We start from the raw sequence: 15832 nt of genomic DNA, 5'->3' as shown, positions 1-15832 counted from the left end.
TCGGGAGTGCTGTCACCGTGTCCGGTCTGTGTCCGATCGCCGGACGAGCAGCCTGCGTCAGACGCGCTCAGCGCGGCGTATTTGACGTATGGGAGTCATTAAACCGCAGGCCAGCGGCCGTTCCATCCACCTGAAAAGCGGAAGGTCGCCGGTTCGATCCCGGCCCTGGCCACAGTCTCTGGCCTTGCGCAAGCGTGGCGCTTGCACGTTTTGGTTGATTGGGTTCGTCCAGTTCCTGTCCGTTGTTCTTCATCGAATCGCCTGTTTCGGCTGCGGAGGAGTCCGTCAAGGTGACGGCGACTTGGTCGAGTTCGCCTGAGTAGAGGTCGTCGTACACGTTAGCTATGACGGGAGGCGTGAAGTGGTAATCGCGATTTGTACATCGCGCAGGTCAGTGCCGCGTTTGTGGGCCGGCTTGGTTGTTGAGGTGGCGTAGGTCGTGGCTGTCAACAGTGCGAGGTTTGTCGTGCGCACGGCGTCTAACGGGTTCGCGCTGCGAATCGGCGAGCGCTTTCACTGGTCGTTCGCTTTAGATTGTGACGCGGTTGAAAACTCCACACGTTGCAGATAGCAACTGACCAGTTATAACGGGGTGCCGACGGTCTTAATCAAACCAGAAAGTGATCTCGTTAATGACCTCACCAACTATATCAACGCATCTGAAAGGTGAAATACCGGCCAAAACATTTGGCCGCTTCCAACGTCAGCTCGGGATGGTTCTCCCGCAGCTTATCTGCAACGTAGTATAGCGAACCGACGAGATCATATTGTGCCCAATCGACCTCAGTACGCATGGCCTCACCCATCAGCGAATCCATCTTCTCTATCAGCGCGCCACCATCCTCTTCGCCATAACGAGCGATGACCTCGCGGCTGTCGAATCCCGGACCGCGAGCTGTATTGCCAGTCGTGAAAGCCCACTCAACCGCATCGCTAAAGTTTTCGATTGTCATGTTTCTTCTTTCCTAGCACAAGAAGACTAATTTCTGAGCTCCCGTCTCATGCTGTGGATTTCGACGACTCTTGTCACAGCACTTCGCCGATGTCAGGGAGTAAGGCAATGTCTTGCGGCTGGCCATTACGGAACATAGCGGCAAGTTCACGCACCCGCCTCTTCGCCCAGCGAATGTCGAACCCGCTTAACACCTGGTATTCGTATTTGAAGCGTTCTGCTCGATCTCCCACCCATTTGGCAGCTTGGTTGCTGACAATGTCTTTGCAGTACCAGTAGAGAAGGTCGTCGAGGCTGCCCGACCGGTCGAAGCCGAGCTTTCCTCGCTCGTAGAAAGTGAAGTGGTAGGTCCCGTCGTCGGTGATGTAAATATTCAGATCGTCTCTTGTTCGTATTCCCACCCGCATCGCACGGACGCCTAGCTTCTCTGACAGCCGATCGATTTCAAGTTGGAGTTCGGCGGATCTATCGTCCAAGGCGCGGTCCATATCTATCAAATATTCCCTGGTCTACCTGCTCGGGTTTAGGATCACTTTCACGCCATCGGGACGACGACCAATCATGACTCATTCGGCGCGTTGGAGCGCACTTCGAGCCGCTTTGAATTTATGTGGATAATAAAAGATGTAGTCGTCCGTCTTTTCTGCAAAAGTTCAAACAACAGTGAAACCACTGCTATCAGAACTCGGTGTCATTCTGGATGGGGTCGCCGTCGGCAGACCTCACGACGATGGGATTCATGACACGTCGCCTACTATCGGCCAAAAGAGCAAGTTCTCGAATCGACTACTCCTTACCGTACACTTTGAGAATGCCAGTGTGCGCCGCACCATAGTACTCGACGATACGATCTCTCACCCACTCCAACTGCTCCCGGTCGGTTTCAGGTTCGAAACTGACTTGCTGAACCAACTCTTCAAGAGGCACATCAGGCGCTGTCGAAAAATTGGTGAAATACTGCCATTTGTAAGATTGGTCATGAAGACCGAATACGTTTAGTGCATCTAGCGGCGCAATCATGCAATTCACACTGCCCTCTCGCGACGATCTGTAGATTTGTATTTTACAGTCGTCGGACCGGTAGTAAACGACGGAGCCCCGTCGCCCTCCCTCATCAACACTATTGTCGACTTCGTCTAATGTAAACCCAAGGTCGGCCAATAGCGGGCCGACGATCGCTTCGACTTCTGCGGAAAAATTCTCAATCACGGCTGACCGCCTCCCACTCTCACCCAGGAATTCCCGACACGCTCGTATCCGTATGCGGACGCATTTTCGGTCAAGTACCGTATCTCCATTGCGGAAAATGACTTCGGATCTGAACGGACCACATCCTCAAGCGAAGAACATCCTTTGGGCAAAACGTATTCAATGCGGGACACACCGTCCTCCATTTGGGTGCTGAGGAACCGTTCGTTGACTTGCCAGGCCACGCCTCGCTCTTGTGCGCTAGTAAGTCCACTGGTGAGGGCATCCCAGGCTGGGTGGCCGGTGTCAAAGTAGATGCCGCCATGGCCCCGGGCTTCACCGATGTATCCGTTTTCCTGGCCCTCCCACTTACCCAGGACTACTCGGTCCGGGTTGTCGCCAATGTAGTGGGTCGACATGTCAGCGACTTGTCGGCTGAGGTCTGCAGTGGGTCCTCCGTGCGCGAACGCGGAATTGAGATCCATGGCCGCATGGTCTGCCCACGGGTTATAGGTGGCGGGCGGATCGAAACCGATCGGTGCATGCGGTGAAACCGCCGGACCGGTATCGAGCACGCCGGGGCCTAGGTCGGCGAGTTCGCCTGCACGAAATGCTGCGGCACCTTCGCCACCGAACAGCAGTCCAGGCAGGGCGAAGGCGCCGTCGGAGGCTTTGGCGCCCAAGTAGTAGGCGGGACTCGGTGAGTCCAACGCATTTTTGATTTCCTCGGTCGCCGTACCAACCGGGTTTTGGACTGTCTCGGCGGTACTTTTGAGCATCTGCTCCCATGACTCGAGGACGCCCGGTGCGCCGGGTCCTCCTTGACCGATCAGGTTTTTAATGCCCTGCTCGGTCGCCCGCCATCGGTCACCGAATCCTTCGCCGAATCCCGGCGGCGGCGGGCGTTGCGGCTCGGGGGCAACGTAGTTGGGCATACCGTTGTCGATCCACTGCTGGGTCCGCGCCACAATCGCGTCCAGGCGTGCCTCGATTTGATCGGGTGGCACACCGTCGAGGGCCATGCTTTGGCGGGCCATGGCCTTGAATCTCTCCGCGTCGGCAGGTGTTAGCTGAGGCGCCGGTGTGCCAGGAGCTCTGGGTTGGTGAAGCCGGCTCAGTAGGTCTGGCAGGCTGCCGGGGGGAGGTTGTTGGTTGGCAGGCTGACCCCTTCCCAACATGAGGTCTTCCAGTGTCGGTGGCTTGCCCGTGGGGTCGGCCGGGGTGGTCGGGCCGCCAGGTGTGGCACCGCCCGGCCCGGCGCCGGGGGGCAACAGCATGTCTTGCCACGTCCGTGGCTTGCCTCCTGGCGGATCTGCGGCGGTATCGGGAGCCACCGCCCCGGTGGCCGCCCTGAGTACAGCCGCCAAATCGGAGTTGGTCTTCTCAGCGGTGGCCAGCAGCGCCGTGATCTTGCGTCGCAGCTCGTCGACTTTGGCTTTGACCTTCTGGATATCGGCATCGGCCATGCCGCTGGTGTCCGGCGGAATCACCGCGTTGCTTGCGGTGTCGATGTGCACCACCGGCGCGGCCGCCGCCTCGGCGAAGATGTCGGCGAGTTCTTTTTTGACCGCCGCGGCTTCCTGATAGGCGTGCCCGGCGCCAGCCCACACCCGAAACGCGTTTTGCGCCGACAGCTCCATTTTGGTGCCGCTCTTGGTCATCGCATCTTGGGCGGCTGCTCCGGCTTCACCATGCCACGTAGCGAAGACCGGCAGGTTAGCGATGTTTTGCGCGGCTTCCCGGCTGTGTCGTGCGCGTGCCGCGGCAGCGTCGGCGACCTCGTGGATCTGTTCGGGGTCCCACTCCTGCAGATCGGCGAGCGTCAAACCCACCCGTCAGATCCCCATTCGGTTGGCCACCTCCGACGCGGCAGCGTCAAGTTTTATCGCCCCGTCGGTGTCCGTGGTTTCATATTCGACGCCCGCTGTGCGCAAATTCTCGGCATGCTCGCACAGTTCACGGTGGTGGCTGACGCTTTCTTCCTGCCAATGCGCAGTCAACTCGGCTAACGCCGCCGCGCTGTCCCCAATAAACCCGGCCTGGGCAGCAGCGATGCGCTCGTGCGCCGCCGCATGTCCGGTCAGGAAATCCCCGGCATTCGCATCAACCTGCTCACCCGCGAAACGCACATCTACCGGGTCTACCCGCAAATTCTCGCCCGCCACGCTCACCCGATCTTTCACACAGCCACACCCGACCGGTTTGGGCAAAAGTTTACCGCCGCCCGAGCACGCCCCAATGCGCCAAAAACTCAGGCTGGCCAGCTTCCATCAAATCCACGTCCCTGCAGGCAGCAGGTGACACCGCGATCACTGATCGCTCGATGATCGAGGACAATGCCGACCATGTGGGGCATTCGCCGGTTCCTGGTCGGACTGCTCGTCATGGCATGCGCCATCTGCTGGCCATCGTTGGCCCGCGCCGACGTACCGCCGGTGAGCGCCAAGGCACAGGCGGCGGGATTCGTCGACGTTCGAAGCGTCGTTCCGGACGCGGTCATCGACCTGCGGTATGCGACACCCAACAATTTCACCGGGATGCCGTTGTATCCCGCCAACGCGCGCTGCCTGGTGCATGAATCCATGGCACCGGGCCTTGCGGCCGCGGCGAACGCGCTGCGGCCGCAAGGCGCCGCCTTGGCCTTCTGGGACTGCTACCGACCGCACGAGGTACAGGTCAGGATGTTTCAGGTGGTGCCCAATCCAGCGTGGGTGGCGCGACCCGGCCGGTATGCACACAGCCACGAGGCGGGACGTTCGGTTGATGTGACGCTCGCCGGCACGCATTGCCAACAAGGCGGTGTCCGCTGTCTGGTCGACATGGGCACCGATTTCGATGACTTCACTCCCCGTGCCCACGCCTTCGCCACCGACAGTGTCAGCACCGCCGCGCAGAAAAACCGGGCCCGACTTCGTGATGCGATGAGCATCGGTGGGCTGCAGGTGTATTCGGGCGAGTGGTGGCATTTCGACGGTCCGGGGTCGACCGTCGACCACCCGATCCTCGATGTTCCGGTCAACTAAAAGCTAGGAGCTGCACGGTGAATCGCTACACCCACGGCCATCACGAGTCGGTGCTGCGCTCCCATCGACAGCGCACCGCCGAGAATTCCGCGGGTTACCTCTTACCACATCTGCAACCAGGGATGTCGCTGCTGGACATTGGCTGCGGACCGGGAACGATCACCGTCGACCTGGCCGCCCGCGTCGCACCGGGTCAAGTCACCGCCGTGGATATCACCGATGACGCGTTGGATGCCGCCCGTGCCGAAGCCCAGGCGTGCGGGCTGTCGAACGTCGAATTCGCGACAGCAGACGTGCACGCGCTCGAATTCGCTGATGCCACCTTCGATGTCGTGCACGCGCACCAGGTACTGCAGCACGTCGCCGATCCGGTTCAAGCACTGCGAGAGATGCGCAGGGTGTGCATGCCGGGCGGCTATGTCGCCGCGCGCGACGCCGACTACGCCGGATTCATCTGGTATCCGCAGCTTCCGGCGCTGGATCGGTGGCTGGATCTCTACGACCGCGCGGCCCGCGCCAACGGCGGCGAGCCCGACGCCGGGCGCCGGCTGTTGTCTTGGGCCAGCCAAGCGGGATTCGACGACATCACACCCGGCGGCGGGATCTGGTGCTTCGCCACGCCCGAGGACCGCGACTGGTGGGGTGGCATGTGGGCGGACCGGATTGTGCAGTCGGCGCTGGCCGACCAGCTGGTGGACTCGGCGCTGGCCACGAGCGACGAGCTCGCCGAGATCGCCTCCGCGTGGCGGGCCTGGGCAGCCGCACCTGATGGTTGGTTGGCGATCCCTCACGGCGAAATTCTCTGTCGCGCATAGCGAATCGTCTGCGCTGGCTCAGTCCAGAAACAGGTCAGGAATCGGCTGGTCACCGCCGCCGTAGCGCGACAAGTCCTGCCCACGCAAGACTTCGGCGTCGATGTAGCAGTTGCCCGTGGTCTGTCGAGCGGGACGGGAGAGGATCTCGACTGCCGCGTCGGCCATGATCTCCGGACTGCGCGACGACGCCGCAAGCCGCTGGCCGTCGGCCATGTTCGCCACTGCCGCGGTCGCGATGTAGGTCTGTGGCCACAGGCAATTGACCGCAATCCCGGTCTCGGCGAACTCGGCCGCCCAGCCCAGCGACAACAACGTCATCCCGTACTTCGACAGCGTGTAGGCGGGGTGTGCACCCAGCCAGCGCGGGTTCATGTTCACCGGCGGCGAGATCGTCAGCACATGCGGGTTGGCGGCCGCACGCAGATGCGGCAGGCAGGCGCGGGTCAGCAGGAAGGTGCCGCGAGTATTGACCTCCTGAATCAGGTCGAACTTCTTGGCCGACAGATTCTCGGTCGGTTCGGTCGCGATGGCGCTGGCATTGTTCACGCAGACGTCCAGCCCGCCGAACCGAGCGACCGCGGCGTCGACCGCGCGCTGCACGTCCTCTTCCCGGCGCACGTCGCCGACCACGGCCAAAGCCTTGCCACCGGCCGCCTCGATTTCGGCGGCCGCGGTGTGCACGGTGCCGGGCAGGCGTGGGTGCGGTTGGTCGGTCTTGGCCAGCAGCACCACATTGGCCCCTTGCTTGGCCGCGGCGATACCGATCGCCAGACCGATCCCGCGGCTGGCGCCCGAGATCACCACCGTGCGGTCGTCAAAAGTACCCATCACTCTCCTTTGGCCTGGTCAGGCATGCGGTATTGGCATTCTCTTTTTTGGCAAGTACGTTATCAGTCGATGGATAACCACACTGAGACCTCGTCCGGCATCCCGCTGGAACCCGTATACGGGCCGGGGGACCGTCCTGTCGAGCCGCCGCCGCCGGGCACCTATCCATTCACCCGGGGCAATTTCGCCAGCGGTTACCGCGGCAAGCTGTGGACTTTCCGTCAGTACTCCGGGTTCGGCACCGTCGAGGCGTCCAACCGCCGCTACCGCTACCTGTTAGACCAAGGTGGAACGGGTCTGTCGGTAGCGCTTGATCTGCCCACTCAATGCGGGTTCGACTCCGACGACCCCGAAGTGGGCGAGGAGGTCGGCCGGGTCGGCGTGGCGATCGACACTCTCGCCGACGCCGAGATCCTGTTCGACGACATTCCACTGGACAAGATCAGCACCAGCTTCACCATCAACGGCACCGCTGCGATCCTGCTGGCGTTCTACGTGGCGGCCGCCGAGCGCAAGGGTGTACCGCGGGCCAAACTCACCGGGACCATCCAGAACGACATCCTCAAGGAATACGCATCCCGCGGAACGTGGATCTGGCCGCCGGAACCGTCGCTGCGGCTGATCGCCGACACCATCGAGTTTTGCGCGTCCGAAGTGCCCAAGTTCAATGCGATCTCGGTGGCCGGCGCGCATTTCCGCGACGCCGGGGCCAACGCGGTGCAGGAGATGGCGTTCACGCTGGCCGATGGCGTCACCTATTGCGACACCGTGGTGGAACGCGGCCGGATGACCATCGACCAGTTCGCCCCGCAGATTTCGTTCTTCTTCTACACCCATGGCGACTTCTTCGAAGAAATCGCCAAATACCGAGCCGGACGGCGTCGTTGGGCGACCATCGTGCGTGAACGCTACGGCGCCACCACCGACAAGGCGTCGATGTTCCGGTTCGGCTGCGTGTGTGGTGGCGCGTCGCTGTATGCACCGCAGGCGCAGAACAACCTGGTGCGGGTTGCCTACGAGGCGATGGCCGCCGTGCTCGGCGGCGTGCAGTCGATGTTCACTGCGGCCTGGGACGAGCCGTTTGCGCTTCCCAGCGAGGAGTCCACCACGCTGGCGCTGCGCACCCAGCAGATCCTGGCACACGAAACCGGTGTCGCCCGGGTCGCCGATCCGCTGGGCGGCTCTTACTTCGTCGAAGCGCTCACCGACGCGACCGAGGGCCGCATCATCGAAATCATGCACGACCTCGAACAGCACGGCGGAATGGTGCGTGCCATCGAAGACGGCTATCTGCAAGGCCTGATCGCCGACGAGGCCTACCAGATGCACCAGGACATCGAGGCGGGCACTCGTCCGGTTGTCGGCGTCAACCGGTTTGTCTCCGAAGAGCCGGCACCCGAGATCGTCACGTACGAGCTCGACGCCGAGGGACGCGATCTTCAGCTCAAGCGATTGTCCAAGGTTCGGGCCGAAAGAGATTCGGCCACAGTGGAAGCCAGCCTTGCCGCATTGTCTCGTGCCGCCGAAGGAACCGATAATCTCATGCACAAGCTGATCGACTGCGCCAACGCCTACTGCACGGTCGGCGAGATGGTTTCCGCGCTCAAAGCGGTATGGGGCGAATTCGACCAACCGGTGGTGTTCTGAATGACAGCACGAATTTTGGTGGCCAAACCCGGCCTGGACGGACACGATCGCGGCGCCAAGATCGTCGCCCGCACCCTGCGCGATGCAGGCTTCGAGGTGATCTACACCGGGATCCGGCAGCGCATCGAGGACATCGCGTCGATCGCCGTGCAGGAAGACGTGGCCGTGGTCGGGCTGAGCATCCTGTCCGGTGCGCATGTCGCGCTGACCACCCGAACGATCGAAGCCTTGCGTGCCTCCGACGCCGCCGACATTGCCGTCGTCGTCGGTGGGACGATCCCGGAGGCCGACGTGCCCAAACTGCTGGCCGCCGGTGCTGCGGCGGTCTTTCCGACAGGAACAGCGCTGGAGGTGCTGGTGCGAGAGATCCGCCGGCTCACCGGCGTGCCCGAACCGACCGTGGAGGAACCGTGCGTCTCGGAGTAATGATCGGCGCCGAGCGCGGCGACTCGGCCCGCAAGGTCACCAAGTTGCTCGCCGATATCGAGTGGGCCGAGAACGTCGGCATGGATACCGCGTGGATCCCTCAGGTGCCCAACGATTTCGACGCGCTGACCGCGGTGGCGCTGATGGCCACCCGCACCACCCGCATCGAACTCGGCACCGCCGTCGTGCCGTTGCAGGCGCAGCATCCGATCGCCTTGGCGCGCCAGGCGTTATCGGTGCACGCTGCCACCGGCGGCAGGTTGGCCCTCGGTGTCGGACCCTCGCATCACTGGATCATCCGCGACATGCTCGGCCTGCCCTACGAACGGCCGGCCGGCTTCACCCGCGACTACTTGGAGGTGCTCGAGGCCGCATTCGCAGGACCCGGCCCGGTCGATGTCGACAACCAACATTTCTCCGTGCACAATCCGCTGGATCTGGCCGCGGTGTCGCCGCTGCCGGTGCTCGTCGCCGCACTCGGCCCCGTGATGTTGACCCTTGCCGGGGAGCGCACCGACGGCACCGTGCTGTGGATGGCCGACGAGCGAGCCGTCGCCGAGCATGTCGTGCCGCGCATCACCAAGGCTGCCGACAACGCCGGGCGGCCCGCACCGCGGATCGTCGCCGGTATTCCGGTGTGCCTCTGTGCGCCAACCGAAGTCGACGCAGCACGGGAGCGCGCCAATAGGATCCTCGGAGAGGCCGAAGTTTCGCCGAACTATCAGCGGCTGCTGGATTACGGCGACGCCAAAGACGTCGGTGACATCTGCGCCGTCGGTGACGAGGAGGCCATCCTTGCGCGATTTCGTCGGTTCGCCGACGCCGGCGTGACGGATCTTTCGGTGCGGTTGCTGCCAATCGGTGACAACCGTGACGAGCTCGTCGCGTCCAAACGGCGCACCCGCGAAGTCATCGCGGCACTGGGTGCCGATCTGGGATGACGGGACCACTGGCCGGCATCCGAATCCTCGAGGTCGGCACCATGTTGGCCGGCCCGTACGCCACCATGCTGCTGGCCGATCTCGGTGCGCAGGTCACCAAGGTCGAGCCGCCGGGCGGAGAGATCTCACGGCAGGTCAGTGACAGCTATTTCGCCAGCCTCAACCGCAACAAGGCCAGCATCTGTCTGGACCTGAACTCACAAGAAGGCCAAGCCAAGCTGGGTGAGCTCGCGGCCGAATCGCATGCGCTGCTGGTCAATCTGAAGCCATCCGCGATCCGCCGGCTGGGCCTGACCTATGAGTCGCTGCGCCGTTTCAACGACCGGATCGTCTGCGTGGCGATCACCGGCTTCGGGCTACACGGCGGCGACGACCCGGCGTTCGACTACGTCGTCCAGGCCGCCACCGGGGTAGCGGCACTGACCGGTGACCCGGATGGGCCGCCCACGTTGCCCGGTTACTCCTCGGCGGACAACTCCACGGGAATGAGTGCCGCGCTGGGGCTGCTCGCGCACATCATCTCCGGTCGCGGCGGCCAGGTCGACGTGTCATTGCGCGACGTGATGTTCTCTCAGCTCAACTACCACGCGTCCGCCTACCTCAACGACGGTGTCGAGCCGCAGCGGCGAGCCTTCGGTGCGCACTCGTATTACGTTCCGGCCCAGATGTTTCCGACCGCTGACGGCTATCTTGCACTGTTCATCACCCACGACGGTTTTTGGAAGGCGTTCGCCGGTGAAGCGAACATCGAGGGGTTCGAGTCGATGGGCGAGCGGGTAACCCGGGCCGAGGAGGTGCGTGCCATCGTTATCGACGCCTTGGCGACCGACACCGCCGCCAGTTGGGAAACGCGGCTGCGGCCACTCGGCGTGCCGGCCGCAGCCGTGCGGACGTTGCCCGATGCGCTGAAGTCGACGCCCGAGATCATTGTCACCGCAGGTGATTTCCGGCTCGTCGGCAGCCCGATTCACATCGCCGGCTATCAGCCGGATTATCGGCCGCCGCCCAAGTTGGACGCCTAAGGGTTCGAGTAGGCCCGGGTCGGTGCGATGAGAACAGCGGTGCGTCGCTGCTCGCGCATCACCCGGTCGTAGGTGTCCCAGTCGTCGTGGGTTCCGCCGGCGGCGGTGAATATTTCGCGGAGCAATAGTCGCAGCCGCTCCTCGTCGAGGTCCGGGTGTGGGTCGTCCGGGCCGATCAGCTCTGCCGACCCTTCGACGGCGGCCCACTGCCAGCCGGACTTGGCGACGACCGTGGCGCGCGGATCGGCGCGGAGGTTGGCGAGCTTGCGGGAGCCTCCGATGGCCACCAGTACGACGACCGGCACGTCGGTCAGCGGGTGTTGCAACACACCGGCATTCACCACCGAGGACTGGATACTGCCGTCCCGGCGCAAGGTACTGAACACGCACAGCCCGTGATCACGTGACAGATGATTCGCGAAATTCGAAAGCTCGGCCATGAGCTTGCGACGCTACTCGTAATGCACCGTCACTGATGGCGTGTCGGGGATGCCCTGGCAAGTCAGGACGTAGCCGTCGGCCACCTCGTCCGGCTCGAGCGCATCGTTGACCAGCATGGTCGCACTGCCCTCGCTGAGTCGTGCCATGCAGGTTCCGCAGTTGCCTGCTTCGCAGCTGAATGGCGGTGCCAGGCCGGCCCGGCGGGCGCTTTCCAACAGGGTCTCGCCGGCGACCCGCGGCACCGTCACTTTCTTGCGGTCGAGGTGAATGGTGATCGTGCCGTCGGCCGCGGCGTCGTCGAACGGTGCCGCTGCAGGCGGCTTTACCGTCGGTGCCGCGTCGAAGTCCTCGACGAACAGCTGTCCCGGGCCCGGCAGGGTGGAGCGCACCACGGTCATGAAGCCTTCGGGTCCGCAGACATAATTGTCGGCGTCGACGTCGTCGGCAATGAAATCCCGGACCGCGGCGGCGTCGAGCAGCCCTTGCTCGTTATCGAGATGCCGCACAACCGCCAGCCGACCGGGGTAACGCTCGACAAGCTCGTCCATCACCGCGTCGAAGATCACCGACGCCCGGTCTCGGTCCGCGCACAGCACCCGCAGCGGGCGGTCCGTGGTCGCCAGCGCGCTCTTGGCCAGTGACAGGATCGGAGTGACGCCGCTACCGCCCGCGAAAGCCAGCAATGGCACGGAGCTGTTGCTCAGGCAGAAGATTCCGGCGGCTCGGGTCATGGTCAGCTCGTCGCCCTCGGAGACGTTGTCCACCAGCCAGTTGGACACCTTGCCGCCCGGCACCCGTTTGACCGTGGTCATCAATTCCGTGTCCGTCTCCGGGGCGCTCGACATCGAGTAGGACCGATACAGTTCCTCGCCGTCGACGGCCACCCGAAACGTGCAGAATTGCCCGGCACGGTAACGAAAGGGCTGGTCATGTGGCGCCAGCACGAAGGTGCGGGCATCGGCGGTCTCCTTCACGATCCGGGTTACCGTCGCCCGATGAAACGCGTGCAGCTCCGCCATAGCCACCCCCTTCCGTACTTGCGTTCTTCAGTATAGAGAATACTATTCTCTCAAAGCGATAGCTTCTTCTCAATCCGTCGAGGGGCAAGGGTGACCGGACCGACCGCGCTCGCGTTCGAGGAGCGGCAGTACACCTTGCCGCAGCTGGATGCGCTGGCCGACGGCCTGGCGGCGACGCTGAGCACGCAAGGGGTCACCGCCGGCGGCCGGGTCGCGCTGATGTCGTCCAACCGACCCGAATTCGTCGTCGCGGTGCATGCCATCTGGCGACTGGCCGCGACGCCGGTGCTGATCAGCCCGGCCTGGAAGCGCGACGAGGTCGAGCACGCGTTAGCCCTGACGAACCCCGGGCACGCTGTGGGTGATCAGCCGGTGCTGTCGGACTTCATGCCGATGTTGCACCTCGACGAACCGATCGCGCCGGGCTCGCCGGTGCGGGCGTCACCGCGGGCCGAGAGCGATGCACTGCTGGTGTTCAGCTCGGGTACCACCGGTCTGCCCAAAGCTGTGCGACACACCCACGGATCCCTGCGCGCCGCGGTCGAGCACTGGCGCGATGCGCTCGCGATGACCGCGCGTGATCGAATCCAAATCACCACACCGCCGTCGCACATTCTGGGTCTGCTCAACATCGTGACCGCGTTGCAGACCGGCGTCTGGCTGCGGTTGCATCGCCGGTTCGACATCGACGCGATGCTGGCCCACATCGAGGCCGACCGCATCACTATTGAGATGGCGGTCGCGCCCATCGCGTTGTCGCTGGCCACGCACCCGCGCTTGGAGTCCTATGACCTCTCGTCGTTGCGGTTCATCATGTGGGGCGCCACGCCTGTCAGCGTGAGTGTCGCCGAAAGCCTCACGCGGCGCACCGGCATCGGCTGGGTTCCTGCCTACGGCACCACCGAATTGCCGGTCATCGCCTGCAATCCGGTTGAGGGTGCGCGACTCGATTCGGTCGGAAAGCCGGTGCCCGGCGTCGACGTTCGGGTGGTCTCGATGCAGACCGGGGAACCAGTCGGCCCGGGAGAAGTCGGGGAGATCCAGGCGCGCTCGGCGTCGCTGATGGCCGGCTACTTGCCGCACGCCGCTACCTCAGAGGCGTGCTGCGACGGCTGGTATCGCACTGGAGACGTCGGATGTCTCGACAACGCGGGCTGGCTGCGGATCACCGACCGATCCAAGGAGATGATCAAGGTGCGGGGCTTCCAGGTCGCACCCGCCGAAATCGAATCCGTGCTACACGGTCATCCCGCGGTCAAAGACTGCGCGGTCTTCGGCGTTCCCGACGGGCGCGACGGGGAGGCGGTGATCGCCGCCGTGGCAACGCACATCCCCGTTGACGCAACGGAGCTCAGCGCGCGAGTCGATGATCGGCTGGCATCTTACAAACGGCTGAGCAAAGTGGTGTTCGTCAACGATATCCCGCGGCTGCCGTCGGGCAAGGTGCTGCGTCGAACGCTGAAGGAGCGGTATGGATGTACGTCTGACAGCTGAACAACAACAACTGCGTGACGCCGCCGCCAAACTGGCCGACGACCTCGGTCCCGGATCGGTTCAAAGCCTGACCGACCAAGACCGGATCACGCGGCTGGACAAGCAGATCACGGCGACGGGCTGGCGTGCGCTGCGGTCGGACGGGGCCACCGGTGTCGAAGTCGCCATCGTCGCCGAGGAATTCGGCCGCGGACTGGTGGATGCGCCGTTTCTGGGGCCGGTGCTGGCCGACGAGCTGGCTCGGCACATCGATTCAGATAGCCGTGGCGCGACAATTGCCTTCGGAGATTATGCAATCGACGCACGCGAATACCGGCGCGCGTTGATTCTGCGTGAGACGACGGTGTCGGCCGTCGATCTGGGTGGCGCCCGGACGGGCGCGGACCTGACCAGAACCAGCGCCGAGTTCTCCGGAACGCCGAGTGTCATCGGCGAGGTGCCCAATGAGGTGGCCGCGCGCTGGCTGGCGCTGGCGCTGGCCACCACGTCGGCGGACCTGGTCGGAACGGCGCGCGGAGCGCACACGCTGGCCTGTGACTACGCAAAAATCCGTGAGCAGTACGGCAAGCCGATCGGCTCCTATCAAGCGGTCGCTCACCTGTTAGCCGAAAGCCTGGCGCTGATCGAAGGTTCGGTGAGTGTGCTGCGCCACGCGGCGTGGGCCGTCGACGAACTTCCGCCTGCCGAAGCGATTCGAGCCGCCCGGGTGGCGAAGATCTACTGCGCGCGCGCCGCGCGAACGGTCTGTGAGACTTCGGTACAAGTACACGGCGGCATCGGCAATACCTGGGAATGCCTGGCGCACGTCTACTTGCGGCGCGCACTGACATCTGCCGGGCTGTGGCCCGTGAAACTAGGGGAGGTCGACATTGGACTTTCGTGATTCGCCGGACGAGGCCGCCTTCCGGGATCGGCTGCGGACTTGGCTTGCGGTACATGCCAAGGAATTTGCGAGCTCCGGCGACGAGTATTGGAGCCGGCAGGGGGAATGGCATCGTGCGCTCTACGAAGGCGGTTTCTTCGGGTTGTCGTGGCCGCGGCAGCACGGCGGTCAGGAGCTGCCACCGGTGTACGACGTCATCGTCGACGAGGAGCTGGCCCGCGCCGGGGCTCCGCCCCGGCCCAGCCTTGGCTACCTGGTGGTCGGACTTGGACATCACGGCAGCGAAGAACTGCAGCGGCGCTTCCTGCCCGGCATGATCAACGGCACCGAGCGCTGGTGCCAGGGATTCAGCGAACCCGGCGCCGGCTCGGACCTCGCGTCGCTGAGCACGACCGCCACCCGCGACGGCGACAACTACGTGATACACGGACACAAGATCTGGACCAGCTACTCCGACGTCGCCGACTGGTGTCTGCTGCTGGCCCGCACCGATCCGGGCGCCAAACGCCACCGCGGCTTGTCGGCGTTCGTGATCTCGATGAAACAGCCCGGCGTGCAACAACGTCCGCTGCAGATGATGAACGGCATCACCACCGAGTTCGGCCAAGTGTTCTTCGACGGTGCGACGGTGCCCGCCGACCAGATGGTCGGCGCCCCCGGCGACGGGTGGGCAATCGCCATGACAGTGGTCGGACACGAACGCGAACCGTCCACGCTGGGCTATGCGGCGCGCTACGGCAAGCTGGTGCGCCAGTTGGCCGCGCGCAGCGACGGCCCACCCTGCGACGAACTCGCTTGGGCGGCAGTGCAAACCGAGATGCTGACCCATCACGTTCGACGGCGGCTGTCTGAGCAGCTCGACGGAGTGTCGCACGGATCGGACGGGTCGCTGGACAAGCTGCTGATGACCTGGGTGGAGCAGTCGGTCGGCCACGCCGCGCTGGCGGTCGGCGGGACCCAGGACGCCGACCTGCTCAGCGCCTATCTGTACAGCCGGGCACAAAGCGTGATGGGCGGCACATCACAGATACAGAAGAACATCATCGCCTCACGAATCTTGGGATTGTAGGAGTGATCGCGAACGCGGGCGAAGCCCGGGTGAAGCGGGTCACGACCATCGAAGTAGGAGTGATCGCGAACGCGGGCGAAGCCC

At 63.9% G+C, this 15832-nt stretch carries 18 protein-coding genes; 9 read left to right on the top strand and 9 right to left on the bottom strand.

The genetic code is table 11. From position 1 onward, the window contains the following. Positions 1 to 67: 67 nt before the first annotated feature. The 6 genes from AC5Y42_RS06355 to AC5Y42_RS06330 all read right to left on the bottom strand — a co-directional run bounded on the left by AC5Y42_RS06355 (position 68) and on the right by AC5Y42_RS06330 (position 4350). Complete coding sequence (locus AC5Y42_RS06355; protein WP_499896621.1) at positions 68 to 337, bottom strand: hypothetical protein; 270 nt, start codon at positions 335 to 337, stop codon at positions 68 to 70. A gap of 313 nt (positions 338 to 650) precedes the next feature. Further along, positions 651 to 953, bottom strand: a complete 303-nt coding sequence (locus AC5Y42_RS06350) for a hypothetical protein (protein ID WP_499896619.1) — start codon at positions 951 to 953, stop codon at positions 651 to 653. A gap of 73 nt (positions 954 to 1026) precedes the next feature. After that, positions 1027 to 1359: an Imm63 family immunity protein gene (locus tag AC5Y42_RS06345; protein ID WP_499896808.1), complete on the bottom strand. Its 333-nt coding sequence runs from the start codon at positions 1357 to 1359 to the stop codon at positions 1027 to 1029. A 379-nt stretch (positions 1360 to 1738) separates the two neighbouring features. After that, on the bottom strand, positions 1739 to 2161 hold the full coding sequence (locus AC5Y42_RS06340; RefSeq protein WP_499896618.1) for a hypothetical protein: 423 nt from the start codon (positions 2159 to 2161) through the stop codon (positions 1739 to 1741). Next, positions 2158 to 3972 (bottom strand): Rv0964c family protein, encoded by a 1815-nt coding sequence (locus tag AC5Y42_RS06335; protein ID WP_499896617.1) that lies wholly within the window; start codon positions 3970 to 3972, stop codon positions 2158 to 2160. The genes AC5Y42_RS06340 and AC5Y42_RS06335 overlap by 4 nt, the downstream gene beginning before the upstream one ends. Before the next feature lie 3 nt (positions 3973 to 3975). Further along, the gene (locus AC5Y42_RS06330) at positions 3976 to 4350 is read right to left on the bottom strand and encodes a WXG100 family type VII secretion target (RefSeq protein ID WP_499896616.1); all 375 of its coding nucleotides are present in this window, start codon (positions 4348 to 4350) and stop codon (positions 3976 to 3978) included. Between the two features lie 174 nt (positions 4351 to 4524). Here AC5Y42_RS06330 and AC5Y42_RS06325 point away from each other — a divergent pair, with 174 nt between their 5' ends. Beyond that, a complete protein-coding gene (locus tag AC5Y42_RS06325; protein WP_499896806.1) occupies positions 4525 to 5163 on the top strand; it encodes a M15 family metallopeptidase in 639 nt (212 codons plus the stop codon). 17 nt (positions 5164 to 5180) lie between these two features. After that, a complete protein-coding gene (locus AC5Y42_RS06320) occupies positions 5181 to 5978 on the top strand; it encodes a methyltransferase domain-containing protein (protein WP_499896615.1) in 798 nt (265 codons plus the stop codon). A gap of 18 nt (positions 5979 to 5996) precedes the next feature. On the opposite strand, the gene AC5Y42_RS06315 is transcribed toward AC5Y42_RS06320, so the two are convergent. Next, positions 5997 to 6806, bottom strand: coding sequence for an SDR family oxidoreductase (locus tag AC5Y42_RS06315; RefSeq protein ID WP_499896614.1), 810 nt, complete (start codon positions 6804 to 6806; stop codon positions 5997 to 5999). Positions 6807 to 6875: 69 nt separating this feature from the next. Between AC5Y42_RS06315 and AC5Y42_RS06310 the strand changes: the two genes are divergently transcribed. From AC5Y42_RS06310 to AC5Y42_RS06295, 4 genes are read left to right on the top strand one after another with little or no spacing between them, the layout of a single operon-like run. Continuing rightward, complete coding sequence (locus AC5Y42_RS06310) at positions 6876 to 8453, top strand: methylmalonyl-CoA mutase family protein (protein ID WP_499896613.1); 1578 nt, start codon at positions 6876 to 6878, stop codon at positions 8451 to 8453. Continuing rightward, positions 8454 to 8879, top strand: coding sequence for a cobalamin B12-binding domain-containing protein (locus AC5Y42_RS06305; RefSeq protein WP_499896612.1), 426 nt, complete (start codon positions 8454 to 8456; stop codon positions 8877 to 8879). Then, on the top strand, positions 8864 to 9820 hold the full coding sequence (locus tag AC5Y42_RS06300) for an LLM class F420-dependent oxidoreductase (RefSeq protein ID WP_499896611.1): 957 nt from the start codon (positions 8864 to 8866) through the stop codon (positions 9818 to 9820). Before AC5Y42_RS06305 ends, AC5Y42_RS06300 begins: the two co-directional genes overlap by 16 nt. After that, on the top strand, positions 9817 to 10842 hold the full coding sequence (locus AC5Y42_RS06295; protein WP_499896610.1) for a CaiB/BaiF CoA transferase family protein: 1026 nt from the start codon (positions 9817 to 9819) through the stop codon (positions 10840 to 10842). Before AC5Y42_RS06300 ends, AC5Y42_RS06295 begins: the two co-directional genes overlap by 4 nt. On the opposite strand, the gene AC5Y42_RS06290 is transcribed toward AC5Y42_RS06295, so the two are convergent. Further along, positions 10839 to 11282 (bottom strand): TIGR03618 family F420-dependent PPOX class oxidoreductase, encoded by a 444-nt coding sequence (locus AC5Y42_RS06290; protein WP_499896609.1) that lies wholly within the window; start codon positions 11280 to 11282, stop codon positions 10839 to 10841. The two genes, AC5Y42_RS06295 and AC5Y42_RS06290, sit on opposite strands and share 4 nt — an antisense overlap. A 12-nt stretch (positions 11283 to 11294) precedes the next feature. Then, positions 11295 to 12302 (bottom strand): 2Fe-2S iron-sulfur cluster-binding protein, encoded by a 1008-nt coding sequence (locus AC5Y42_RS06285; RefSeq protein WP_499896607.1) that lies wholly within the window; start codon positions 12300 to 12302, stop codon positions 11295 to 11297. A 90-nt stretch (positions 12303 to 12392) separates the two neighbouring features. On the opposite strand from AC5Y42_RS06285, the gene AC5Y42_RS06280 reads away from it, so the two are divergent. From AC5Y42_RS06280 to AC5Y42_RS06270, 3 genes are read left to right on the top strand one after another with little or no spacing between them, the layout of a single operon-like run. Continuing rightward, entirely contained in the window at positions 12393 to 13796 is a 1404-nt protein-coding gene (locus tag AC5Y42_RS06280) for a class I adenylate-forming enzyme family protein (protein WP_499896606.1), read from the top strand. Next, positions 13774 to 14679: an acyl-CoA dehydrogenase family protein gene (locus AC5Y42_RS06275; protein ID WP_499896605.1), complete on the top strand. Its 906-nt coding sequence runs from the start codon at positions 13774 to 13776 to the stop codon at positions 14677 to 14679. The genes AC5Y42_RS06280 and AC5Y42_RS06275 overlap by 23 nt, the downstream gene beginning before the upstream one ends. After that, positions 14666 to 15748 carry an acyl-CoA dehydrogenase family protein gene (locus AC5Y42_RS06270; RefSeq protein ID WP_499896604.1) on the top strand — a complete coding sequence of 361 codons (1083 nt, stop codon included), beginning with the start codon at positions 14666 to 14668 and terminating at the stop codon, positions 15746 to 15748. The genes AC5Y42_RS06275 and AC5Y42_RS06270 overlap by 14 nt, the downstream gene beginning before the upstream one ends. Positions 15749 to 15832 lie beyond the last annotated feature (84 nt).

The organism is Mycobacterium sp. NGS48 (assembly GCF_059812585.1).
The sequence above is the reverse complement of the archived record's forward strand: the minus strand, read 5'-3'. Positions and strand labels throughout refer to the sequence as shown.